We start from the raw sequence: 24,262 nt of genomic DNA, 5'->3' as shown, positions 1-24,262 counted from the left end.
ACTAATGATGGCCCTCTAAGATACAGCTCCATATGAGTGTAAACATCTCATATCAGAGACTTGTTCACTTCCTTAGCTCCTGAGGTATCGGCCAATTTTTCTTAAAATCCATAAACTCAGCAACAAACGAACCCATCACACTCTTAACAAATTCATCATATATGGATTGATTGATAGTGACATGTAAGAGTGAATCCACTCTCAGCGAATCTCCTACTGCGGCTAGGAAATCCGCATTGTGAAAAATTAATGTCACTGTGCCACTTTTTTGATCCTGGCTCAGGATGATCTGTTGATTGGACATTATCCACCCTCAAATGATGCTTATATGCCGTGTCATTATACAAGTGTACTGATGACCGTGTACAGTACGCCGTATAACGTAGAACATAGCTCCTCTTGTGAGGAGATAACATGGATTCTGACGAGTTTGAGCTGACGATGCTCGCAACTGCATTCGGTAAAAATGTACGAGAACTGCGGTCTGCACGAGGTATGCAACAGGAAAAACTAGCGCTAATTGCTGGTATAGACCGTGGTCATATGGGAAAAATCGAACGTGGGGAGACTAGGGTAACCCTTGAAAAAGTTTATTTGATCGCAAAAGCCCTTGGGGTCTCGCCTGCATCATTGCTGCCATAGCCATAGCATGGCTGTTGCTCTTACCCAATGGCCCGCCCTGGATTTGCAATAAACTCGAACACGCCAAACACCTCACCTTATCACTGCATGCAAACCGCCCTGAGCTGGTTTGGTACAGTGTCAGCTCCAGCCAGTGCCAGGCGAAACCATACTCGTTGTCATCGGACGCATTAGGGAGATGCGTCGCATTCGGCCAGAAGTTTGCCCACAAACGCTACATCCGGTGCTCCGTCGACCCTCACAGAGTAGCGATGATACCAGGCAGTCCTCTCATGAGGCCTGTAGGGAAGAGAGAGCCTGTTTAGGAAATCGTCGGTGTCACAACTCACAAACGCATCGTCCAGACAGGCGATTAGGAAACCAGCAGGTATCTCAATCCCCTCGTTGTGACTACAACAAAACCGTTGAAAACAACAACCCTGTGCCTGGGAGATATTCTGAAAAAATCGCTGATACCGAGATTGATGTACTGTAAGCATTTCACGATACTTATAATGCAAATGCCTGCGGGCATTGATGTACTGATCACTCCGTTGTCAGCTGACAATCGCCATCGCTGGACAGGTGCGTATTCCGGTGAAGTTGAACAGTGATTCCGGAATCTGTGAACACCATTTCCGGAAAGTATGCGGACAGGGATTCTTCGAGCAGAAGCTGAGCTTTGAGGGGAGGCATCTTTTCGACTCACTGAACAAGCCAGCAGCCAAGCGCAGCGCGGCAGTTGTGGATCCAAGACGTTGGAACAGGACGGTTCATCTGACATCAGAGTACGTGCACTGAGGTGTCCGGAATCGGTGTACACGCAAGCCGGAATCAGCGTTCATTTTAAACCGGAATAGGTGTTCATTTTCGACCAGAATATGCAACAGGACGAGTTCCATCTCATACTACCGATAATCCATCTGCCAGAAAGCACCGAGCCGAAGATCGGCCAGCAAGCAGCCAGGATTTCATTTCACGATACCGATAATGGGGTCGCCAGCGACTACTGAGGTGCAGATCACCCCGTTGTCAGCTGACAATCGCTGCCAGCCAGTAGCCTAGTTTCCATTTCTCGATACCGATAATGCGGTTTCCAGCGGCTACTGATGCGCAGATCACCCCATTGTCAGCTGACAATCGGTGCCAACCAGCAGCTTGGTTTCCATTTCTCGATACCGATAATGCGGTTTTCAGCGGCTACTGAGGCGCAGATCACCTCGTTGTCAGCTGACAATCGCTGCCAACCAGCAGCTTGGTTTCCATTTCTCGATACCGATAATGCGGTTTTCAGCGGCTACTGAGGCGCAGATCACCTCAATAACGATAAGCGGTATCTGACTTGATTGTCAGACACCGTTGTTATGTCGGCATATTGTCACTTATGTACGCAAACACGGGCCTTACCTGCGTTCTTGGCTTCGTACATCGCAGAGTCAGCTTGGCTAATCAGTTGATCGGCATTGATTATATCGTCAGCATGATGGATTGCTATGCCGATACTGGCACTGATAACAGCTGTTGTTGAATCGAGTTGTATCGGCTGTTGGATGGCCTCCAATATCTTCTGCGCCAGCATATTGACATCGGGAGTCCCGTGCTTAGTGTTCTCCAACACGATCGTAAATTCGTCACCGCCTAAACGTACTGCTGTATCCGTTTGTCTAATGTTTTCCTGTAAGCGAGTTCCTATGACACGTAATACGGAATCGCCGGCATCATGACCGTGTGTATCGTTGATTTGCTTGAAGCCATCAAGGTCGATATAAAGTAACGCTAAAGATGTCTGAGTCCGCTTGGCGCGGGCTATTGCTGCTGGCAACAAGTTGAACATACCACGCCGGTTATACAATCCAGTTAGCGCGTCGTGAGTGGCTTCGAATTCGTGGATTGCCTCGGCCTTTTTTCGCTCGGTGATATCATGCAGGAACGCACTAAAAATTGTTTTCCCATCAATAAATAAAGGGCTAATTCGGACCTCAACAGGTAAGGTCATGCCATCGCGGCGTACCGCTGTCAGCTCGTTATGTTGATTGAGGACATGGTGCTTACCGGTAGCCAGATAGCATGCCAACCCTGCACGATGAGCCTCACGCATTGAGGCCGGGATGATCGTTTCATCCAGTGGGCGGCCAATCACCTCTTCGCGGCTCCAACCGAAGGTATGCTCTGCTTGTTGATTCCAGTCGCGGATCACACCGTGGTGATCAATGCATACGTAAGCATCGTTCGCGTTTTGGAGCACCATTTGCAATTCAGCTTCGCGTCTACGTAATTCCTGCTCAAACCGAAGCTGCTGAGCAATAGAGGCGGACAGCATTTCATTAGCTAATTTTAGGTCTCTGGTTCTTGTTTCTACTCGGCTATCCAAGTCCTTACGTAACTCAGCCAAGGACGCCTCTGCTTCCTTTTGCTCCTGTACATTTTTGATAATTGAAATGAAATACTCTAACTCACCGTTGTTACTCAATTTTTTGGTGACTATCAGCTGTATCCAAACAGAACGTCCTGATTTAGTGATGTAACGTTTTTCCAGCTGATAGTGGTCGATATCATTATTAATTAATTGCTGTAACAGGGATAAGTCAGTATCTAAATCGTCTGGGTGGGTTATATCCTGAAATGTGAGCTTGAGAAGCTCATCTTGGCTGTAACCGACAATTTGGCATAACGCATCGTTGACGCGCAGCCATCCGCCGTCTGGCGCAACCATCGCAATACCTATGCCTGCACGTTCAAAGATAGTCCTAAAACGCGCTTCGATATCCTCCATGGCTTGTATGGCTTGCTCGGAACGCGCATGACTCAAAAGCACTTCACGCATTTGCATTTCTTTGCTAACGAGTGCGGCAAGGTCAACCAGAATGCTTATCTCATCAGGACTCAATTGTCGAGGTTTGGAGTCTATAGCACATAATGTGCCTATTGCGAGCCCACCGATACTACGTAAAGGCACACCGGCATAGAAGCGAATATTCGGATTTCCCGTTACGAGAGCATTACTCATGAAGCGGGAGTCTTGCTTTGTGTCTGTCACGATCAGCGGTGTTGTTTGCGCTATAGCATGAGCACAAAAAGCAACTTCTCGTGGGGTTTCATTTTCATCAATACCTATCCGCGACTTGAACCACTGTCGGTCAGTGTCGACCAGTGAAACCAATGCAATCGGGACATCTAAAATGAGTGCAACTAATCGAGTCATGCGATCAAAAGCCTCTTCTGACGGAGTATCGAGAATGTTGAGGGCGTGTAGTAGATTGAGTCTGTCTTCTTCATCTGGTGGAATTGGATAAGTTGCCATGTTCGGTAGCTCCTGATGCCTGCCGAAAAATATAACCATAATAAATATCAGTGGTGAGGTTAACGAGCAAATTTCTTCTAAGAATTAGTATGATATGTCTCACTTGTTGAGTTTTTTGGAAGGGTTGGGGCAGCATCAAGATGTTGAGTGATCATCCTTCGAGTGGAGGGAGGCTGTACTCGGTGGTCGTATCCAGGCTTCCCATCACACAGGGGATGGATTATCCAAACAGGCCGCGACACGGCGTGACGAATTGGCTGGCAGGCAGTTTTTCGCAAAACCCATCATCGGCTATGGGTTTTGTCATCAGGTGAGGGGTTTTGTTATCAACCGGCGAGAAGCGGTTGAGAAGGCTCATAAGCCCCGACAGATTTTGTGTAGCGGTTTGTCGGGACGGTCGCTGAAAACGGATCATTGGGCTGCTAAACAGCGATATCGGTATCTCACCACTGGATGAGATACCGACATACCTAGCTAGCCTGAACCCACTCGCCCTCTTCGGGCTGTGGCAGCGGCTTGGATGGTACAGAGCTGGTCAGGGCATCATGGATGCAATTGGCTATTTTCTGGCTGGTCTGCTGCATCCGAGTGTTATGCAGGTGAGCATAACGCAGTGATGTCTGACTGCTCCGGTGCCCAAGCTGGGATTGCACGTCAAACAGGGTGCCGCCGTTGGAGACAATCAACGCCGCTACCGAATGACGACAGGTGTGCAGGCAAACCCCCTCCTTATCTATACCGGCTCGCGCCAGCATCCGCTGAAACCCCTTGGTGGGATTTTGCAATGGCTGCCCTTGCCGCTTGCCGGGAAACAGGTAGGGATTTCCCTGTGTCACCGGTAAGTAGTTCAACAGCTCCACCGCCATATGGTTCAGGTGCAACACACGGCTATGGCCGTTCTTGGTGTGGGGAATATATAGGGTCTTGTCCTCCTTGTTGTAGTGCTGCCATTTGGCCCTTGCCAGCTCGGCCCGGCGCAAGCCGGTGAGCAGCAACATCTTGACATACTGACCGGTATAGAAACTCTCATGCTGATCAGCAGCCCGGAACAGGCGGCGGATTTCATCTGGAGTGAAGTAGCGTTCGCGCCGATTGTTCTCTCGCAGCAATGACACCAAGGCGGCGGGATTGTCCTTGATCAGTCCGGCACGGGCTGCCCAGGTCATGATGGCCTTGAGCAATGCTAATACTCGATTGCAGGTGGCCGGTTTCCATTTCTCGATACCGATAATGCGGTTTCCAGCGGCTACTGATGCGTATTCCGGTGAAGTTGAACAGTGATTCCGGAATCTGTGAACACCATTTCCGGAAAGTATGCGGACAGGGATTCTTCGAGCAGAAGCTGAGCTTTGAGGGGAGGCATCTTTTCGACTCACTGAACAAGCCAGCAGCCAAGCGCAGCGCGGCAGTTGTGGATCCAAGACGTTGGAACAGGACGGTTCATCTGACATCAGAGTACGTGCACTGAGGTGTCCGGAATCGGTGTACACGCAAGCCGGAATCAGCGTTCATTTTAAACCGGAATAGGTGTTCATTTTCGACCGGAATATGCACCGATAACGCTAATGCCTGATGGTTCTGATGAGCTGATCGCCCCGTTGTCAGCTGACAATCGAGTTCGCTGGAGCCAGATTTCCATTTCACGCTACCGATAACGCTAATGCCTGATGGTTCTGATGAGCTGATCACCCCGCTGTCAGCTGACAATCGAGCTCGCTGGAGCCAGATTTCCATTTCACGATACCTATAATGCGGCTGACAGAGAGTGCCGAGCAGATTATCGGGCAGCGGCCAGGACTTCATTTCACATTACCGATAACGCCAATGCCTGATGGTTCTGATGAGCTGCTCACCCCGTTGTCAGCTGACAATCGAGTTCGCTGGAGCCAGATTTCCATTTCACGCTACCGATAACGCTAATGCCTGATGGTTCTGATGAGCTGATCACCCCGTTGTCAGCTGACAATCGAGTTCGCTGGAGCCAGATTTCCATTTCACGCTACCGATAACGCTAATGCCTGATGGTTCTGATGAGCTGATCGCCCCGTTGTCAGCTGACAATCGAGCTCGCTGGAGCCAGATTTCCATTTCACGATACCTATAATGCGGCTGACAGAGAGATTATCGGGCAGCGGCCAGGACATCATTTCACACTACCGATAACGCCAATGCCTGATGGTTCTGATGAGCTGATCACCCCGTTGTCAGCTGACAATCGAGTTCGCTGGAGCCAGATTTCCATTTCACGCTACCGATAACGCTAATGCCTGATGGTTCTGATGAGCTGATCACCCCGCTGTCAGCTGACAATCGAGCTCGCTGGAGCCAGATTTCCATTTCACGATACCTATAATGCGGCTGACAGAGAGTGCCGAGCAGATTATCGGGCAGCGGCCAGGACTTCATTTCACATTACCGATAACGCCAATGCCTGATGGTTCTGATGAGCTGCTCACCCCGTTGTCAGCTGACAATCGAGTTCGCTGGAGCGGTAATCCCCCCGAAAAACTGAGGTGCTCATAAGTAGAATTTTCTCGTATCTTGAACGCAGGAGGTTCTACATGAAAACATCACGCTTTAGCGATGCACAGATCATCGCCATCCTCAAGCAGGCCGAGTCTGGTTCACCCGTCCCTGAGCTCTGCCGTGAGCATGGCATCAGCTCCGCCACCTTCTACAAGTGGCGCTCCAAATTCGGTGGCATGGATGCCTCTCTCATGGCGCGCCTCAAAGAGCTGGAAGAGGAAAATCGTCGCCTTAAGAAGATGTATGCCGAGGAGCGCCTAAAGGCTGAGATCATCTCCGAGGCGATGGCAAAAAAGTGGTGACGCCATCTGCCCGCAGGGAGATGGCGACCAAGGCTGTGGCTCATTACGCCATTTCTATCCGTCTGGCTTGCCAGGTGTTCAAGGTGAGCGAGGGTTGCTACCGTTATCAGCCCGTGCTGGCTGATGAAAACCAGGAGATTGCCGACTGGCTGCTGCGCCTCACCGCCAACCAGCGCAACTGGGGTTTCGGACTGTGCTTCCTGTACCTGCGTAACGTCAAAGGCTTTGGCTGGAACCACAAGCGGGTCTACCGGATCTATCGGGCGCTAGAGCTCAATCTGCGGATAAAACCCAAGAAGCGGCTAGTGCGGGCCAAGCCGGAGCCGTTGGCAGTCCCTGACCAACCGAATCACTGTTGGTCGATGGACTTTATGCATGACCAGCTCAGCGATGGTCGTTCGGTGCGGTTGTTTAATGTGATCGATGACTTCAATCGCGAAGCACTGTGCATCGAGGTGGATTTTTCCTTGCCTGCCTCGCGAGTCAAACGGGTGCTGGAGCAGGTCATCGAGTGGCGGGGCAAACCAGCCGCAATCCGCTGTGATAATGGTCCGGAATACATCAGCGAAGAGCTCAAGCAATGGGCGCAGCAGAAGAGGATTGCGCTGAGGTATATCCAGCCAGGCAACCCGCAGCAGAATGCCTACATAGAGCGATTTAACCGCACTGTGCGTTACGACTGGTTGGGCCATTACCTGTTTGAGTCACTGAATGAGTTACAGGAATTTGCCACGAACTGGCTGTGGGTTTATAACCATGAGCGGCCCAATATGGCGCTGGGCGGCTACACGCCGAAACAGCGCTTGGCACAGGCCGCATGACCTCTACTTTTGAGTGCTCCAAAAAATGGGGGGATTACCGAGCCAGATTTCCATTTCACGCTACCGATAACGCTAATGCCTGATGGTTCTGATGAGCTGATCGCCCCGTTGTCAGCTGACAATCGAGCTCGCTGGAGCCAGATTTCCATTTCACGATACCTATAATGCGGCTGACAGAGAGATTATCGGGCAGCGGCCAGGACATCATTTCACACTACCGATAACGCCAATGCCTGATGGTTCTGATGAGCTGATCACCCCGTTGTCAGCTGACAATCGAGTTCGCTGGAGCCAGATTTCCATTTCACGCTACCGATAACGCTAATGCCTGATGGTTCTGATGAGCTGATCGCCCCGTTGTCAGCTGACAATCGAGCTCGCTGGAGCCAGATTTCCATTTCACGATACCTATAATGCGGCTGACAGAGAGATTATCGGGCAGCGGCCAGGACATCATTTCACACTACCGATAACGCCAATGCCTGATGGTTCTGATGAGCTGATCACCCCGCTGTCAGCTGACAATCGAGCTCGCTGGAGCCAGATTTCCATTTCACGATACCTATAATGCGGCTGACAGAGAGTGCCGAGCAGATTATCGGGCAGCGGCCAGGACTTCATTTCACATTACCGATAACGCCAATGCCTGATGGTTCTGATGAGCTGCTCACCCCGTTGTCAGCTGACAATCGAGTTCGCTGGAGCCAGATTTCCATTTCACGCTACCGATAACGCTAATGCCTGATGGTTCTGATGAGCTGATCACCCCGTTGTCAGCTGACAATCGTTGCCAGCCAGCAGCCAGGATTTCATTTCACGCTACCGATAACGCTAAGGAAGGTGCTAAGGAAGGTGCGAATAAGCGGGGAAATTCTTCTCGGCTGACTCAGTCATTTCATTTCTTCATGTTTGAGCCGATTTTTTCTCCCGTAAATGCCTTGAATCAGCCTATTTAGACCGTTTCTTCGCCATTTAAGGCGTTATCCCCAGTTTTTAGTGAGATCTCTCCCACTGACGTATCATTTGGTCCGCCCGAAACAGGTTGGCCAGCGTGAATAACATCGCCAGTTGGTTATCGTTTTTCAGCAACCCCTTGTATCTGGCTTTCACGAAGCCGAACTGTCGCTTGATGATGCGAAACGGGTGCTCCACCTTGGCCCGGATGCTGGCTTTCATGTATTCGATGTTGATGGCCGTTTTGTTCTTGCGTGGATGCTGTTTCAAGGTTCTTACCTTGCCGGGGCGCTCGGCGATCAGCCAGTCCACATCCACCTCGGCCAGCTCCTCGCGCTGTGGCGCCCCTTGGTAGCCGGCATCGGCTGAGACAAATTGCTCCTCTCCATGCAGCAGATTACCCAGCTGATTGAGGTCATGCTCGTTGGCCGCGGTGGTGACTAGGCTGTGGGTCAGGCCACTCTTGGCATCGACACTAATGTGGGCCTTCATGCCAAAGTGCCACTGATTGCCTTTCTTGGTCTGATGCATCTGCGGATCGCGTTGCTGCTCTTTGTTCTTGGTCGAGCTGGGTGCCTCAATGATGGTGGCATCGACCAAGGTGCCTTGAGTCATCATGACGCCTGCTTCGGCCAGCCAGCGATTGATGGTCTTGAACAATTGGCGGGCCAGTTGATGCTGCTCCAGCAGGTGGCGGAAATTCATGATGGTGGTGCGGTCCGGCAAGGCGCTATCCAGGGATAACCGGGCAAACAGACGCATGGAGGCGATTTCGTACAGAGCATCTTCCATCGCGCCATCGCTCAGGTTGTACCAATGCTGCATGCAGTGAATGCGTAACATGGTTTCCAGCGGATAAGGTCGCCGGCCATTACCAGCCTTGGGGTAAAACGGCTCGATGACTTCCACCATGTTTTGCCATGGCAGAATCTGCTCCATGCGGGACAAGAAAATCTCTTTTCTGGTCTGACGGCGCTTACTGCTGAATTCACTGTCGGCGAAGGTAAGTTGATGACTCATGATGAACCCTGTTCCATGGCTCCAGATGACAAACATGATCTCATATCAGGGACTTGTTCGCACCTTCCCTAACAAGTCACTTGGCACAAAAACACACCATTCTAAATTATTGATATTAAATGGCTAAACTTTTTAGTTTTGGCACATAGGGTACTTATTCGCACCTTCCCTATTCGTCCATTACTCTACATGTATCGCGAGTGTTCGATGAAAATAATGACCACAAAAGAGGTTGAGGTTATAGCTGATATTCAGTGTGACGTATGCCATAAAAGCACAACCCCACATATGAACCCAAATTTGTATAATCCTCAGTTTGGAGCCCTGACTGCAAAATGGGGTTATGGTTCGAAAAATGATGGTGCGGCATATGAGGTGCATCTATGTGAGGAGTGCTTTTTTACTGTGCTGAGTCAGATAAAAAATATGCGTAAAAATGATCATGCGGGTTATGTTGATGATCAATCATTTGGGAGGATTTTATCTCACAGTCTTGAGCTTATATGACATCATTGGTTCGACTAGATCTAGAAAAGGTATGTCTGTCATAGGATGAGAGCATGCCTTTTTATATAACTTTAATCAGCCTATGTCATAGTTTTAATTTCACGGAAGAAAATTAAAATCACCATATAAGTCTAGTTAATTTCATATTTTAAATATTAACTTTCGCCAATGCCATTGATAACGTTAGTCGTTAAATTAATAATTTAACTCAAAAAATTGTTGATATTATATTTAGTGTTTGCAATACTATAATTAGAGTGAGCATTAAATATCACCGAATAATTTAGCTCATTTCTTAATGTGACTTCGTATAAATCTATTGTATATTTTTTGAAAAAACGCTAAACCAGCTATGTTTTAATGTCTATTAAATTGGTTGGTTTGAAAAAAACGCATAACACTACTAATAATTATTATAAAGGTGCACGCAATTGAACAGAAAACCACGATCTGGTAGACCCAAAAAATCAGCTGATGAAAAACGCAGTTTAATACTCCGAATCTCATTTAATGCAGCTGAGCAACGTGTTTTAACTAAGCATAGTAAAACCTATGGTATTCCCAAAAAGTCTAGCCTGATTCGTTTTTTGGCTCTCCGGGAACCAGACAGTAATATCTCACCAGATTTTTCATATGATGATCGTGTGAGATTGCTCGAGGGGTTATACAATATATCATCGAATTTAAATCAAATCATGTTGTTGATTAGACAAGCTGAAGTCGGTAGTGACGTTTATAAATTTATTACTGACAGTAGTGATAACTCTCCAGTGATGCAGGCTTTATCATCTATAAATTCTCTGTTTATAGGAATTGAAAAAGCTCTGATTGGAGTGAAGTTGAAATGAATTTTGAAAAACACAGGTTCGGCCCAAACTTCCAGTACAGACTGTCTTATATTTACCGAGCTATACATATTGGTAGGAAACGAAAATCCATGCCATCACAGGTTTATCATCTCGGTGGTGGTGTAATTAATAGACCAAATATTACATTGAATGAAAGAGGTGAGGTCTCTGATTATGACATCGGGCCACTACTCATGGAGTTGAATATGCAGGCATCATTGTATGCAGGCACAGGAAACCAACTATGTGCACATTATTCACTATCATTGAGCCCTGATGAATCATTAACGCCATATCAATGTCTAGTTGCAGCTAGGCTGCTAATGAGTGAATTGGGATATGGTAGCGATACTCGATGGACATCTGTTATACACCGCGATACAAGCTCTCTACATGTACATGTTGTGGCATGTAGAGTAAAACTTGACAGAACCTTAGTTGATGATAGTAATGACTACGCTCGGGGTGTTGACGCTGCTCGAAAAATAGAAATTGAATTGGGATTGGCGAACTGTAAAAGTCCTGAAGCAAATTTCGGTCATGAGTATAGCATAGTCAATATTAAAAATGGCCGTGGTAGAGGGAGCTTTCATGCTATGCATGATCCCGCCTGTATAATTAGGGATGCAATGGACGTGGTTTTTAAAAACCAGCCGAACAACATGACTAAATTTGTCACTGGGTTGCGCGAGCATAATGTAATGGTCAGGGTGAGGAGAGCAGATAATCACGAGCCAAAAGGTATTTGTTATAGTATAGACGGTAAGAAATGGATATCAGGGTCTAAGGTTAAGAGATTGCGGGCTACCTGGTCTAAGCTGCTCGACCAGGGCATTGAATATTCACCTCGGCGAGATGATTTAAATTTGCAATTAGGTGAATCAAATCAATTAAGCGAGCTTAAGGTTATACTATTTACTGCATGGATTCGTTGTACTAAAAAACAATATGCAAAGATGAAAAGATCAGTGCAGTCATTTGTGGATAAAAAAACATATGGTACATCGTCATTCTTTTTCCGGCTTCTAAGATTGGATTTTGTTTTGCTATCAATCGAAGAACCATCAGATAGTTTTATATCAAATGCACGATCACTGTTGAAAGACGTTTTGGCTACAATTTTTAGGAAAGGGCTGGAGAGCGTTCATGTAGGATCAAACGCATTGATTCCTGATGGATATGTCCAGGATATCAACTCAGAAAAAGATACTATTGATAAGCCAAACATGTTTTTCTTAGACAGAGAAAAACTTAAGAATGAAATTTTGACGAACAATGAATGGATTGCTGATTGGTATGGGGATCCCATATCACATGAACAAACTAAAGAAAAAAACATAAAATAACAATAATAATGAGAGGTGTGGCATGGCTAACATGAGGTTGAATGCAAATCTTAGAACAGTATCATTTAGCAAAACCGTGAGTGTACTGGAAGAGCTGGAGCTCAGTTCAGGTAAATGTGTTCGTAGGTATAGGGCTGTAAATGTTCACCTAGGTACAGTTGATGTAGATTCTGACTTTTCACTTATAAAAGAGTTAACCGAGGCTGACGCAAAAAATGCAAAGCTATGGGTCCAGGAGCAGCAACGACTGGTCCAGTATGCTTATATGGAAAATATGAGGCGTGGGTTCCTTGGTGGTTCTCCTGTGATTAAGCGTAGTAAAGGCGACGATGAGCAGTATAGTGATTGCTATGGTTTTATACCGGGTCGGAAAGTCGGTGAGTTTATTGGTGTGATTATTGATGCTATTCCTATGGTTGAGGAATGTAGCGTAGAGAAGGATGAGTATGAAATAGAGTATGAGAAAGTGGAGCGTTTTCGTAAGAAAGGATGTCTATCTGAGATACTTGATCTGCTTTTATATGCCCTGAAAAGAAGCAATGAAAAAGTACCTTTCTCAGAAAAAGAGAAATGTGACCTATATTGTGCTGAGAGAGTTCTTTTTTACTTTTGCACTGAAGGTATGAATGTTAAACAAAGTAAGTTAGAAAAAGCCTCTCGAGATAAAGCTAAAGGTAAATATAAAAATTTGTTACGTGTCAACGCCGACCGAAAACTGATCCACTCTGGCTAATTTCGCCGATTGAAAAGTGATCCACCCGGACATGGGGTTAATTGGTTTCCTGATTACCCATGATTAGCAGTCACCACGAGCTATACTGATCTTCATGTACAGGATCTTTAGCAGCAACCAATTGAAATAGATATAAAAATGGCTTCGATTGTGATCTGATTTTATCGCCAAACAAAACCGCCACGCACGAAGCCATGACCATTATCGATGCCAACCACTATCTTGAGCAACTTCTCTCTCCTGCCGAACTCGACCGCATTGCCCGTGACTGCCAATTTTGCTTGCGCAAACGAGCCATTACGCCTGCCATGCTGGTGACTGCACTCTTGCGGGCACTTGGCTGCGACCAGGTCGATGGTATCGCTGGATTGCACCATCATTTCAATGCCTTGCAACTGGTTGATGCCCATCAGGTTTCCTACAAGCCCTTTCACAACCAGTTGCGCAAAGCGTCGTTCGCCCTGTTCATGAAGGCGCTGGTTGAACGGGCTATCGCCTTGCGTATCGGCCAACAGATGAAGACTGCATCCCTTGGCGCATTCAAACAGGTGTTGTTGCAGGATGGTACTTCCTTTGCCGTCCACAAAAGCCTGGCCGAAGTGTTTCCGGGAAGGTTCAAGACCATTAGCCCGGCGGCAATCGAGTGTCATATGCTCATGTCTCTATTGGAGCAAAGTCCAGTTTGCATGCAGGTCTCTGCCGATACGGCGTCAGAGCGCCAGTTCCTGCCTGAGCCCGAGCGGCTCAATAACAGCCTGCTGTTGGCGGACGCGGGTTACATCGATATGGCCTACTTTGCGAAACTAAACGAGGCGGGCGGTTTCTATCTGGTCAGGGGTAGTAAGAGCCTGAACCCGAAGATTATCCGGGCATGGCGCGGTGACGAACGGGAAGTGCCGAAGCTGGCGGGCCTGTCACTCAAGGATGCTGGACGGCGGCACTGTCGGGCAGAGGTACTGGATATGGTGGTGAAATCGGGCAAGTTCGAGTATCGGCTGATCCGACGCTGGTTTGCCGAGGAGAAACGGTTCTGTATCTGGATGACCAATCTGCCACGAGAGGCATGGCCAGCAGAGCGGGTGATGAGCCTGTACCGCTGTCGTTGGCAGGTGGAGCTGCTGTTTAAGGAGTGGAAGTCGCACAACCGGCTCAAGGGCTTTGTGACAGGTCAGAAAGCCATTGCCGAGGGGCTGGTGTGGGCCAGCCTGTTGTCGCTGGTGATGAAAAGACGGGTAGCTCAGATGCTGATGGGGGACGGTTTATCCACACTGAAAGCGGCGAAAAATAGCGGAACCTGGTGGTTCCCGTTATTGGAAGCGGTGGCTCATCGGGTGTTGGTGGAAATAAGAGAGCGTCTGGAATGGGCTGCCGTTTACTTGGCGAAAAATGCCCGTCGAACCAAGCAGCGAAAATCGATACAGAACAGGACCTTAGAAGGAATTTCAAATGAAGTGTTTTCTTAAGGTCCTGTATATGTACTGATCTTACGTACAGTTACTGAGGTACGAGATCATGGCCAAAAGCAAAGTCCAATTCCAGAAAGGCTACAGCCTGTTTGATTTTTATGTTTGTTGAATTGAGGCATGCAGTCGTGGCAAGCCCGCCGATGCCATATCGGCTCTTGAAGCTGGCTGAGGGTCATGGGTAATCAGAAATTTCATTAACAAAGTGCGATCCCGCCCTGGGATGCGCTAGGGGAAGCCGTTTGCATCTGTTTAGGAAAAACCGGGCCCCGCTATCCGCGGGGCCCGGTTTTGATTTAGGCCATCAGCTTTTGCATGGCGCGGTTGAGGTCGACCGCGGTTTGATGCAACTGGTCGCTGGCACCCTGGGTGCGGTGGGCGTTCTCTTCGTTCTCGGTGGCGATGGTTTTGATATCCACCAGGTTGCGGGCGATATCTTCCACCACCAGCGTCTGCTCCTCGGCGGCGGTGGCGATCTGCTGGTTCATGCCGTGGATCTGGCTGATGGAGCTCGTGATGCTCTGCAACTTGCGACCCGCGACCGTCACCTGTTCGATACTCTGCTGGCTGAGTTGCTGGCTACTACCAATCGCCTGTACCGCTTCCTGGGTGCCACGCTGTACCTTGGCGATGATCTGGTTGATTTCCGCCGTAGAGTCCGCCGTGCGCTTGGCCAGGGTACGAACCTCGTCCGCGACCACGGCGAAGCCGCGACCCTGCTCACCGGCCCGCGCCGCTTCAATCGCCGCATTCAAGGCCAGCAGGTTGGTCTGCTCGGCAATGGAACGGATCACCTCCAGCACGGTACTGATGCGGCGGCTATCTTCATCCAGTTGTTTTATAACGCCAGCCGTGTTGTCAATTTCTTTACCCATCTGGGCAATGCCGCCTATGGTGTCCTGCATCACTTGCTCGCCTTCGTGAGCCGTATGGTCCGCCTGATCCGTCGCCTGGGCGGCCGATGCGGCATTCTCCGCGACATTCTGCGCCGTCGCCGACATCTCGTGCATCGCGGTAGCCACCATATCGGTGCGGGAGAATTGATCCTGGGTGCCCTTGGCCATCAACCCTGAGATTTCCTTGAGTTCATGGCTGGCACTATCCAGCTGCTCGCCACTCAACTTGAGCTGGGAAAAGGTCGTCCCCAAGAAATCGCGCAGGGTATTGGCGGCCTTGGCCAGGGCACCTAGTTCATCCTGCCGTTGCAGCGCAAAGGGTCGATCAAACTTGCCATGGCTCAACTGGATAATGAAGTCGGTGAGCGCCTTGATCGGCACCAGCAGTTGGCGATTCACCAACCAGAGACTGAGCACCCCCACCAGTAATGACGCCACAATCAGGAATACCACGCCGAGAATGGCTTGGCTGCGGGTCTCCTCACTAATGGCTTGGGCCTGACGATTGCCTTCTTCATGCAGATGCTTGACCAGAGCCTCCATCTGCTCGCTGGTTGCCCGATCGATACCCTTCACCGCCTGATCCCCCACAGTCGGGTCGCCCTGAGCGGCAACAAACTTCTCTTTGCCCTGACGATAGGCCAGCCCGAGTTTCTGATGTTCATCACTCAGGCTCCGCACCTGGGCAACCAACTCCTGATCCTGCCACTGCCCGGCCAACTGGCTCAGTTGCGCCAGCGTCTGGTTGACCGCACGCTCCTGCTCTTCAAACCGGGTCCAATACTTGGTCAGAGCCTCCGGATCCTTGCCGCGCAGCAGGACATTTTTCCACTCCTGAACCTGGCTCTTGAACTCCAGATTGGCCCGCTCAACCAGCGTCGACTCTTGCAGCGTGCTGTTAACCAGGGATTGATAATCTTCGACCCCGTGCTCCAGCAGACGGAAACATAACAACGAGATGATGACGAGAAGAAGAATACTTCCGCCCAACAACGCCAGTAACTGTGCTCTCAACGAACCTTGTATGGACATACTTGCCCCTTCATGACCTGAATCTGTACCTATATAGCGCCCCATGGAGCCTGACACCGTAATGGTGTCGTCACCGGGGGCGGCGTAGCATACACCGTAAGCGCCGTTAAATCGACCTACTTGCCTTCGTTGTATTGCACCACTTTTTTTGAAATCGGCTCCAGCGCCACATTCCACGGTAGCAGCGCTTCCAGCTTTTCCAGGCTGTCCGCTTCGCCGATCCGCGCAGCACATAATTGATATACGCTGACGGCTCCAGTTGATTGGCTTTGGCGGTCTCCAGCAACGAGTAATATGACACCGCCTGGATGCTCAAGCACAAGCTGCTGCAAGCCATGAAAGAGTCCGATGACAAGCAGCCCATCAGCGGCATCATTCAGCTCGATGATGTCTACTGAGGTGGCGAGCGCCGTGGTGGCAAACGGGGTCGGGGCGTGGCAGGCAAGACGCCGTTTGTGGCAGCAGTGGCCCTGAACAAGGGAGGGCATCCAATCAAGATGCGGATGACGGTGGTCGATGGTTTCAAAACGTCATTGCTGATTGGGCAAAACGGCATATTGCCAGTGGTAGCGCGGTGATATCCGATGGATTGGCCTGTTTCAAAGCGGTCAAGGAGGCCAATTGTGAGCACCTGGGTGTTGTCACCGGGGGCAACCTGGACTGGCTGGATCATCCGGCATTCAACTGGGTAAACACGATGATAGGAAATGTGAAAAACTCGCTGCGGGGCAGCTGTCATAAGCTCGGAGCGAAGCATTTACCAAGGCATCTTGCGGAATACTGCTTCCGGTTTAATCATCGTTTTGACCTCAAGAGCATGTTGGTTGAATTGGGGCATGCAGTCGTGGCAAGCCCTCCGATGCCATATCGGCTCTTGAAGCTGGCTGAGGGTCATGGGTAATCAGGATTGGTTTTGGGTGTGGCCCCCGCTTTGCGTTTCTCTTTCAAACGATAGCTTTCACCGCTGATCTGAACGATGTGTGCATGATGTAACAGTCTATCGAGCATAGCTGCCGTCAGTGTCTGATCATCGGCAAAGGTGCTGGCCCACTGGCTAAAGGGCAGATTGCTCGTCAAGATCAGGCTCCCTTTCTCATAACGTTTGGCGATCACATTGAAAAACAGGTTTGCTTCCTCACGCCCAAACGGCAAGTAGCCTATCTCATCGATCACCAGTAAACGCGGCCCCATCACGACACGGCTGAAGTAGGCTTTAAGCCGCTCCTGTCGTTGAGCTGCTTGCAGCTGCAACATCAGGTCTGCTGCGCTGATAAATCTGGTCTTGATGCCAGCCATCAGAGCCCGATAGGCCAGTGCGATGGCAAGATGCGTCTTGCCCACTCCGCTTGGGCCCAGCAGCACTATGTTTTCGCTACGCTCTATAAAAGCTAGGCTGGCCAACTCCTGCAACTGGCTGCGAGGTGCGCCACTGGCAAAGCCGAAGCCAACTTATTGATTACAATTAAAAACTGAATGGTAATCTGAAAATTAAACCATGTTCATAGTCAGAAGTCCGATACCTCCAGCCAACACCAATATACCTAAAACAACTATGGCTCGTAGCCCACTTATCGATCTTTTCTGAGACTCCGCCACAGCCTCTAACTTACTGTTCAATTCGCCAAATTGTTTAGCAATGCAGCTATCAATTGCTGCGCGGCCTTGTTCAAACTGATCAGGTGTTACGAACGTCAAGGCTGCTACGTCACGCCTTAGTTTAAACTGTTCATCTTTGATCTGGCCTAGAAGGTCATTAAGTGACGTCAGGCGACCTTCAAACTCTTCAAATTTATTCGAGTTCTTCGTAACCCATTCACCCTGTTCAGTAGCTAGATTTGCGAGGGTTGATTTCGCAGCCTCTATCTCTGTTCTTGCATCGTTAACTGCGCTTAACAGGCCATTAAACTCTGCCACTTGCGCCGATTGCTCTTCGAGTGAATCGATTACTCGGTGTAGTTTCTGTATGTCATTCACCAATTAATCCCCTTGTATTGGCTGGTAAGTTTTTCAAGCCTATTTGCTAGTGGAGCTAACAAAGTGTGATAGGAGAACGGATCCCCTAGCTCTTCATTTACCTCCCCAAGAACATCCAAATCATCAAATTTCTCATGGACCAAACGAGCAAAGCGGCTTCGCGCATTTTCAGAGAACATTGGCTTTAGCTGCATAGTTTTTCGGACCAGCTCTAGTGCTTCATCCCTATTATCACTAATCAATCGATCAAAAGACGCTGCCATTCTTCGCTCTCCATCTGCATCATCAAACTCATCGGAAGCTAGTCGCAGTACACCGCTCAAGTAGTTCAAGAATGCATTATCTTTGTATGACTCTAGGAATCGAGAAAGTTGACCTCGTAGGAGCGTCATCTTCTCGCTGCCTACTAGATGTTCCGTGCGCTCTTCTTCATCAGTTTCAAAAAATACTGATGGCCATATCTTCGCCGACACAGAATTCTCAGCCATATTGAGCAGAAGTTGGCTCGACTTGTCGTGCCTGAAATAACCCTCTAGCTTCTCCTTAAATTCTTTGTCGTCCATCCTGCCTTCAGCGAATAAACTACATTGTTCATAAACGTTCTTCTGTGACTGGCGACGGTTGTAGACAAAATGGTCATAGGACCAGAGTAAAAGAACAAGAAAGATAAATTGCGATTTATCGATAGACCCTTTTCTTAACTTGTCGCAGAGAATTTTGTAGTACTGGTTATCACTACTGAACACATCCGCGAGTTTGAACTCAGGATCATACTTTCTGACGGTATGCTCAATTTTATTTTCAAGACCTTCTTCCGATAGGCACTGGAACTCGACATAGAGCGTGCCATTAAAAAAGTCTTCGATTACCCAGTCAGAAACAATACCTAATTGAGAAAGACGGTAGATAGCCTTTTCCAATTTATACTTTTCCGTACCAAACTGCCTGGCAGTAATGGTCACCGTGTTGTGTTCCTGATTGTACTTAAAGAATTCGTATACGTTTGCCATCAACTTGAACTCATCATTGATTGTGTCCAAGCTGTTTGTCATCAGGAACAGATTTGTGTTCAGGTCGCTATCTCGACTCAATAACTTCACGTACTCCTTCAGATCTTTGACGTTCGTACTAGCGTCCCAAATCTTGTCGAGAATAGCTGAATTGGGCTCTTTTGTGAGAAGCACATAGCAATCTGCGGGTACTTCCTTGAATAATTTTTTATCTCGCCCTGCCCTGCCTGCTTCCTGATACAAGGCTTCCATCGACCCAGGTATTCCGAAGTGAACCGTATAGGCAATATTCCCCTTATTCACGCCCATTCCGAATGCCTTAGTAGCAGTAAGTAGGCGGTATTTATTTTCTTTAAAATCGTCTTGAACTTGGCGCTTATATCTATCGAAAGCCTCTCCCTGTAATACCCCCATTTTCGGAGCAGACCCCGAAAAATATCTAACATCCATATTCAAGAGTGTTGAAATTCGGCCCGCTAAGCTATGACAACCCTTAGACCCGTTGACGGTGGCAGTGAATATGATTCCCGCCTTATTGCCATATTCCCCGTCGGAATTCCATTTACGCTCCATTTCAGAAACAAGTTCGACGGCTGCATCAACTTTGCGGCCTTTATCGTCGATAACGTGGAATGAGAGTTCCTCGCGAGTGAAGTCCATGGGTGTGCGGACAAAATCATCGGGGATATCAAACTCTGTTTGAATATCCTTTAGGACGTTAACTGATGCGGTTGCAGTTAGGCCTATATAAATTGCACTGGGAGCAAACCGTCCAATTGTATTTGCCAGGTTAAGATAAGACGTCCTGAAATCATGCCCCCACTCAGACAAACAGTGAGCTTCATCGATCACCGCGTAGGCAAATGAGAGATCTAGTCCGATAGCCAACATCTCTTTTCTAAACGCATGGGTTTGGAATCGCTCAGGCGATATGAAAACGAAGAAGTACTTACCACGTCCGAAATCGCTCTGAACTTTGGCCTTCTCTCCTGCCTTCAAATCACTAGTAATAAAATTGCTTCGAGTGAAGCCGATGCTATCCAAATCGGCTTTCTGGTCATACATCAAACTCTTTATCGGACACACGACAAAGCTAACAGCTGGTTGCAGAACCGCAGACAGCTGGTAGCAAATCGACTTACCCGAACCTGTAGGCAACAATCCTATTGTGCCGTTTCTCGAAAGTGCAGATCCTATGATACCAACCTGCCCTTCCCTGAAATCTACATCCTCTAGGTATGGTAGAAACAGGTTGCTGAGGAAGTATCTCAGAGACTCTCGCTGCTCGCTGCCTGGGCTAAGATCTAGCTTGTAGGCAATGGGATCACTGCATGAAAGCTCGAAGAAGTCATAGTCAATTAATTGACTGGTTTCTATTGAAACAGCATCAGAATCTTCGAAGTATCGATAGAAATCGAAGTAATCCGTACGTGAATATATGACGTCTTTGTTAACTTGAAAGGAATCGTCATAACGCTCCAGTATGCTGAAGTCGATGAATATATTTTCACCAGACCGTTCGCTCGGAAGCTCATCTGATTCGATCAGCGCTACTTCAATTCGCCTTTCTTCAATACCAATGAGACGCAAGAGATTCGATAACAAATCGTTCAGGTCGTCTAGTGCCGCTTCAGCAAAATCTGTGCCATCACGATTGACTATGAATAGTTTTTTCAACTCTCCTAGTCTGATCTGACCGCGTTCAAGAAGCTCCAATAACAGTAACTGGAAACGCAACGCCGAGGTCAGCCTCAATCGTGGGTCGGTAACATCAGCTCCATTTTCATAAACCTCTTGGTAATTCAATAAAGAAATACCATTAGGAGGCGTTAGGACACCGTCACGCTCTAGGCCATCTACGATCTGAATGTGAGAAATAATCGAATTTATCTTACTGATAAATGACTGGTTCTCAGATGCCAGTTCTTGAACAGTGAACCGAACAGTCTTCAGTCCCTGGGTTTCAGTAAACAAATCCCTCATCTCATCTAACTGCTGAGAATTTTGGTGTTGCTGACCGTCTATCTCAATAATTAAACCAACTTGAGGAATGTAAAAATCTACCTGTCGGTTCTGGAATTGTTCAACGTAGACCTGAGTCATATCGTAAATCTGGACTTCAGGGAGCATTAGCTGTTTTACAAAAATGTACTTACCGAAATACTTCGGAATCAGCTCATCAAAAAACCTTTTCGCTGGGTAGCTTCCAGACTGTTTGTTGCCTCGAATTAATCTGTTCCAAAAAACTGACTTATCTGACAAAAGAGCCTGAGCTGGTGTATTAAGAGCGCTCTGTTCCAGCTCAATGCCAAATGCTTTCCTCAGTTTTCGCGAGGCTATTGTAGGCTTCCCTCTCTGAAGTATGTTTTTAAGAACTTGAATTGCTCCAAATAGCTGACCAGACGCCACTTCAGACGAGATAGAATAGTTGAGAAGATTATGGAAAATGAAGTTATGGTTGGTTCTCGCGTAGTTAGCAGAAAACTTCTTGCTTACAAGCCTACGACTAGACTTCGGCCTGACATATCCAGATAGTTCACTTTCATCCGCCAGCGAGTCGATGATTGGGTTGTACAAATCTGAAAATAGTTGGTTATTGTGCTGTTGTTCAATGCTGTCAGTACTTAGCTCTAATCTATAGAGAGTTTTGACCAACGTAAAAATGTAAATACTTGAATTCGGGAAAGCTTGAGATAGACAGCGTGTTATCTCATCAGTTGTAGCCCCCGAAGTTAATACGTCGTCAACGATAAGAAATGTCGGATTTGAATTCGCTTCTATTGAATCAACTTCGGCTTTATAGGCCCCTCCGACCTGCTGTCGTCTTTGTACTGCACTGCAATTAGTCGATTTAACTAATACGTGCTTTTTCTCTAATATCTTAGGTTGGTAAGTAGCCCCTAAAGCAACAGCCAGCGACTTGCCCAAGGTATCTAATGCTTTATCGCCATCTTCAGCCCTAAGCTCAGCGTGACCTAACGCTCGAACAACAATATCTATAACTGGAAATGAAGGAGCTAGCTCAACAGTCTTGTTAACCCAGCGGCGTACAGAAGGATTCTTGTTATCTTTGAAAGACCAAACTTCCTGTTTGACACCATCTAAATAGAATCCCAGATGAAGTTTATTTCCAGATTGTATTAACTCAGAACGTCCCGTTGTTGCGGAACTCGGTGTCGAGTTTTTTCCAATAAGCTCGGAGAGATTGCTTACTCCCTTATGTGACGAATCGATCTCCGAGGCAGAACCCCAATCTACTGAGAAAAACTCAACTCCTGCATTGAAAGCAGCGTCTCGATCTAGGTTGCTATCTCCTAAATAAATTGACTCGTCGGCGCTAACACCGAAATACTCGAGAATACGAGTAACGCCCTCATGGCTCGGCTTATGCTGCGTTACATCATGGTAGGCTACTACATAATCAACAGAGATACTGAAGTGTTTGAGTAGACCCTGAACGTAATTCGAAGGCGCATTCGAGAAGATAGCAACCTTGATTCCAACTGACCGAGCCGTTGTAACAAGGCCGACAACGCCCTGATAAACGGCACAACCATTAAAGTACCTGTGTATGTCTCTCCATCGGCCAGCTGACCGAAATGGTTCGAGGCTTGATGTATCAATAAGCGTGTCATCAAGATCGAGGACGATGACCTTTATCACAGCAGGCCACCGTTTGATTTCAACGATCTAAATGAACTCGCGATGTCTTTTAATTGAAGCTGAATATCTTCATAAGATTCGCTCGTGTAGGGTATCGCCTTTCCTTCGTTAACTAGATGTTGCGTTCCTGAAATTGCCTTGATAGTAAGATCTGGATACCTAGCTTTCTGTGCGTCAGGAACGAAGACAGGACGCTCCATAGAGAGAGCAGATTTGACTGCGTGCATCGTCCCACCATCTATCGAAGTTTCAATAGCAAAGACGGCAGTAGATAAACCTGCTTGTATCCTGTCTCGCTTAGCAAAGAACGCAGGTATTGCTTTGGTTCCTGGAGCATTCTCCGCAACTAGAAGTCCATCCGTATCCAAAATTTCCTGAGCGAGTTCTCGATTACTTGTGGGAGAAATAGAATCCACATCGACAAGAACAGAAATCGTTGAGGTTTTGGCGTCTAATGCAGCGCGATGAGCAATTGTATCGATACCCAGTGCAAGTCCACTGACTATCGTGAAACCATAAGTCGCAAACTTTTGAATAGTTTTAATCGTTATGGTTTCACCCTTGGGGGTGTTTTCACGAGTTCCTACAACAGCTATAGAAAGCCTATTCTCTAAGAGTTTCAGATTGCCTTTGCAGTAAAGAAAGGGAGGAGGTTTCGGGAGATTGTATAACGAGATTGGATAGGTTTTCGAACCGAAGAGAACAATCTCAACTCCTTTATTTTTGAACGAATCAATCTCAGCTTGTACTTCGTCCCTGAGAGCCTGGAAGTTCGCAGCGTTGAAGAAACTTTCGAGAGCTGCTCGAGATTTAACATTTGAGATTTTTAGATTGGAGGAATGGTGTACCAGTTCTTCGAGCGTTGACACTCCGCTATACGCTGAAAACTTTAAGATCGACAGAACCGTTTCATCACCAACGCTCATTAACTTCTTAAGAACAAGAGCATCTACAATGTTCACATCCCCCCCCAAAAAACGACCGTTTTTAGTCCATTAATCGTACAGATTAATTGTATTCTACCGAGAAAACAACATAAACTAACCTTTTCCATGACCCTCAGCCAGCTTCAAGAGCCGATATGGCATCGGACTAGCTCCAAGTCGAGCCGGATGGGCATAGTCTTTATGCAGAATTTGAAATGTATATACTGAGCGACTCGGATAGGGGCTTGAGACAATCCGAGTCGCTCATACTGGGCTTTTATAGAGGATAGAGTGTGTAATGAGTAAACCATTTAGTTCC

General features: G+C 47.8%; 15 protein-coding genes and 3 pseudogenes. 8 read left to right on the top strand and 10 right to left on the bottom strand.

All coding sequences use genetic code 11. The features are described from left to right. Nucleotides 1-64: 64 nt before the first annotated feature. Nucleotides 65-304, bottom strand: coding sequence for a hypothetical protein (locus C2U47_RS16975; RefSeq protein WP_042878959.1), 240 nt, complete (start codon nucleotides 302-304; stop codon nucleotides 65-67). 110 nt (nucleotides 305-414) lie between these two features. Between C2U47_RS16975 and C2U47_RS16970 the strand changes: the two genes are divergently transcribed. Further along, entirely contained in the window at nucleotides 415-642 is a 228-nt protein-coding gene (locus tag C2U47_RS16970) for a helix-turn-helix domain-containing protein (protein ID WP_080697938.1), read from the top strand. Between the two features lie 1,357 nt (nucleotides 643-1,999). Here the strand turns inward: C2U47_RS16970 and C2U47_RS16965 are convergent. Together C2U47_RS16965 and C2U47_RS16960 are read right to left on the bottom strand one after the other, a co-directional pair. Next, nucleotides 2,000-3,922, bottom strand: a complete 1,923-nt coding sequence (locus tag C2U47_RS16965) for a sensor domain-containing diguanylate cyclase (protein ID WP_103261772.1) — start codon at nucleotides 3,920-3,922, stop codon at nucleotides 2,000-2,002. Nucleotides 3,923-4,392: 470 nt separating this feature from the next. After that, nucleotides 4,393-5,373 (bottom strand): tyrosine-type recombinase/integrase, encoded by a 981-nt coding sequence (locus C2U47_RS16960; RefSeq protein ID WP_233735828.1) that lies wholly within the window; start codon nucleotides 5,371-5,373, stop codon nucleotides 4,393-4,395. 1,110 nt (nucleotides 5,374-6,483) lie between these two features. On the opposite strand from C2U47_RS16960, the gene C2U47_RS16955 reads away from it, so the two are divergent. Further along, nucleotides 6,484-7,571, top strand: a protein-coding gene (locus tag C2U47_RS16955; protein WP_088821966.1) for an IS3-like element ISAs22 family transposase whose coding sequence is annotated in 2 segments (ribosomal slippage) — nucleotides 6,484-6,736 and nucleotides 6,736-7,571 — 1,089 coding nt in all. Because the reading frame shifts where the segments join, the coding sequence is not laid out codon by codon here. Nucleotides 7,572-8,564: 993 nt separating this feature from the next. On the opposite strand, the gene C2U47_RS16945 is transcribed toward C2U47_RS16955, so the two are convergent. Then, nucleotides 8,565-9,545, bottom strand: coding sequence for an IS5-like element IS5 family transposase (locus C2U47_RS16945; protein ID WP_233735827.1), 981 nt, complete (start codon nucleotides 9,543-9,545; stop codon nucleotides 8,565-8,567). A gap of 207 nt (nucleotides 9,546-9,752) precedes the next feature. Between C2U47_RS16945 and C2U47_RS22950 the strand changes: the two genes are divergently transcribed. The 5 genes from C2U47_RS22950 to C2U47_RS16925 all read left to right on the top strand — a co-directional run bounded on the left by C2U47_RS22950 (nucleotide 9,753) and on the right by C2U47_RS16925 (nucleotide 14,442). Then, a complete protein-coding gene (locus tag C2U47_RS22950; RefSeq protein WP_134697308.1) occupies nucleotides 9,753-10,052 on the top strand; it encodes a hypothetical protein in 300 nt (99 codons plus the stop codon). A 431-nt stretch (nucleotides 10,053-10,483) separates the two neighbouring features. Next, entirely contained in the window at nucleotides 10,484-10,900 is a 417-nt protein-coding gene (locus C2U47_RS22945) for a hypothetical protein (protein ID WP_158657419.1), read from the top strand. An 89-nt stretch (nucleotides 10,901-10,989) separates the two neighbouring features. Beyond that, complete coding sequence (locus C2U47_RS16935) at nucleotides 10,990-12,246, top strand: relaxase/mobilization nuclease domain-containing protein (protein WP_157416892.1); 1,257 nt, start codon at nucleotides 10,990-10,992, stop codon at nucleotides 12,244-12,246. Between the two features lie 22 nt (nucleotides 12,247-12,268). Then, nucleotides 12,269-12,979, top strand: a complete 711-nt coding sequence (locus tag C2U47_RS16930; protein WP_103261769.1) for a hypothetical protein — start codon at nucleotides 12,269-12,271, stop codon at nucleotides 12,977-12,979. Nucleotides 12,980-13,173: 194 nt separating this feature from the next. Further along, entirely contained in the window at nucleotides 13,174-14,442 is a 1,269-nt protein-coding gene (locus C2U47_RS16925) for an IS4-like element ISAeme4 family transposase (RefSeq protein ID WP_103261768.1), read from the top strand. Nucleotides 14,443-14,738: 296 nt separating this feature from the next. Here the strand turns inward: C2U47_RS16925 and C2U47_RS16920 are convergent, their stop codons facing one another. Together C2U47_RS16920 and C2U47_RS16915 are read right to left on the bottom strand one after the other, a co-directional pair. After that, nucleotides 14,739-16,370, bottom strand: coding sequence for a methyl-accepting chemotaxis protein (locus tag C2U47_RS16920; protein ID WP_103261767.1), 1,632 nt, complete (start codon nucleotides 16,368-16,370; stop codon nucleotides 14,739-14,741). A 116-nt stretch (nucleotides 16,371-16,486) separates the two neighbouring features. Continuing rightward, a pseudogene (locus C2U47_RS16915) lies at nucleotides 16,487-16,662 on the bottom strand (transposase domain-containing protein); the annotation flags it as partial. Between the two features lies 1 nt (nucleotide 16,663). Here C2U47_RS16915 and C2U47_RS16910 point away from each other — a divergent pair. Then, nucleotides 16,664-17,271: pseudogene (locus C2U47_RS16910) on the top strand (IS1595 family transposase); the annotation flags it as partial. Here the strand turns inward: C2U47_RS16910 and istB are convergent. The 4 genes and pseudogenes from istB to C2U47_RS16890 form a co-directional block, all read right to left on the bottom strand. After that, a pseudogene (istB, locus tag C2U47_RS16905) lies at nucleotides 17,262-17,813 on the bottom strand (IS21-like element ISAeme17 family helper ATPase IstB); the annotation flags it as partial. The pseudogenes C2U47_RS16910 and istB overlap by 10 nt on opposite strands. 45 nt (nucleotides 17,814-17,858) lie before the next feature. After that, a complete protein-coding gene (locus tag C2U47_RS16900) occupies nucleotides 17,859-18,344 on the bottom strand; it encodes a hypothetical protein (RefSeq protein WP_075114281.1) in 486 nt (161 codons plus the stop codon). Then, complete coding sequence (locus C2U47_RS16895) at nucleotides 18,341-23,017, bottom strand: RecQ family ATP-dependent DNA helicase (RefSeq protein WP_075114261.1); 4,677 nt, start codon at nucleotides 23,015-23,017, stop codon at nucleotides 18,341-18,343. Before C2U47_RS16895 ends, C2U47_RS16900 begins: the two co-directional genes overlap by 4 nt. Next, complete coding sequence (locus C2U47_RS16890) at nucleotides 23,014-23,979, bottom strand: DNA-processing protein DprA (RefSeq protein ID WP_197930941.1); 966 nt, start codon at nucleotides 23,977-23,979, stop codon at nucleotides 23,014-23,016. The genes C2U47_RS16895 and C2U47_RS16890 overlap by 4 nt, the downstream gene beginning before the upstream one ends. Nucleotides 23,980-24,262 lie beyond the last annotated feature (283 nt).

The organism is Aeromonas sp. ASNIH7 (assembly GCF_002903485.1).
GTDB lineage: Bacteria > Pseudomonadota > Gammaproteobacteria > Enterobacterales > Aeromonadaceae > Aeromonas > Aeromonas caviae.
This window is presented reverse-complemented; position numbering and strand designations above follow the sequence as displayed.

Bases quoted from the DNA above. Each gene is read 5' to 3' on its own strand.
- C2U47_RS16975 (WP_042878959.1), bottom strand. From the start codon at position 304: ATGTCCAATCAACAGATCATCCTGAGCCAGGATCAAAAAAGTGGCACA.
- C2U47_RS16970 (WP_080697938.1), top strand. From the start codon at position 415: ATGGATTCTGACGAGTTTGAGCTGACGATGCTCGCAACTGCATTCGGT.
- C2U47_RS16965 (WP_103261772.1), bottom strand. From the start codon at position 3,922: ATGGCAACTTATCCAATTCCACCAGATGAAGAAGACAGACTCAATCTA.
- C2U47_RS16960 (WP_233735828.1), bottom strand. From the start codon at position 5,373: ATGTCAGATGAACCGTCCTGTTCCAACGTCTTGGATCCACAACTGCCG.
- C2U47_RS16945 (WP_233735827.1), bottom strand. From the start codon at position 9,545: ATGAGTCATCAACTTACCTTCGCCGACAGTGAATTCAGCAGTAAGCGC.
- C2U47_RS22950 (WP_134697308.1), top strand. From the start codon at position 9,753: ATGAAAATAATGACCACAAAAGAGGTTGAGGTTATAGCTGATATTCAG.
- C2U47_RS16935 (WP_157416892.1), top strand. From the start codon at position 10,990: ATGCCATCACAGGTTTATCATCTCGGTGGTGGTGTAATTAATAGACCA.
- C2U47_RS16930 (WP_103261769.1), top strand. From the start codon at position 12,269: ATGGCTAACATGAGGTTGAATGCAAATCTTAGAACAGTATCATTTAGC.
- C2U47_RS16925 (WP_103261768.1), top strand. From the start codon at position 13,174: ATGACCATTATCGATGCCAACCACTATCTTGAGCAACTTCTCTCTCCT.
- C2U47_RS16920 (WP_103261767.1), bottom strand. From the start codon at position 16,370: ATGTCCATACAAGGTTCGTTGAGAGCACAGTTACTGGCGTTGTTGGGC.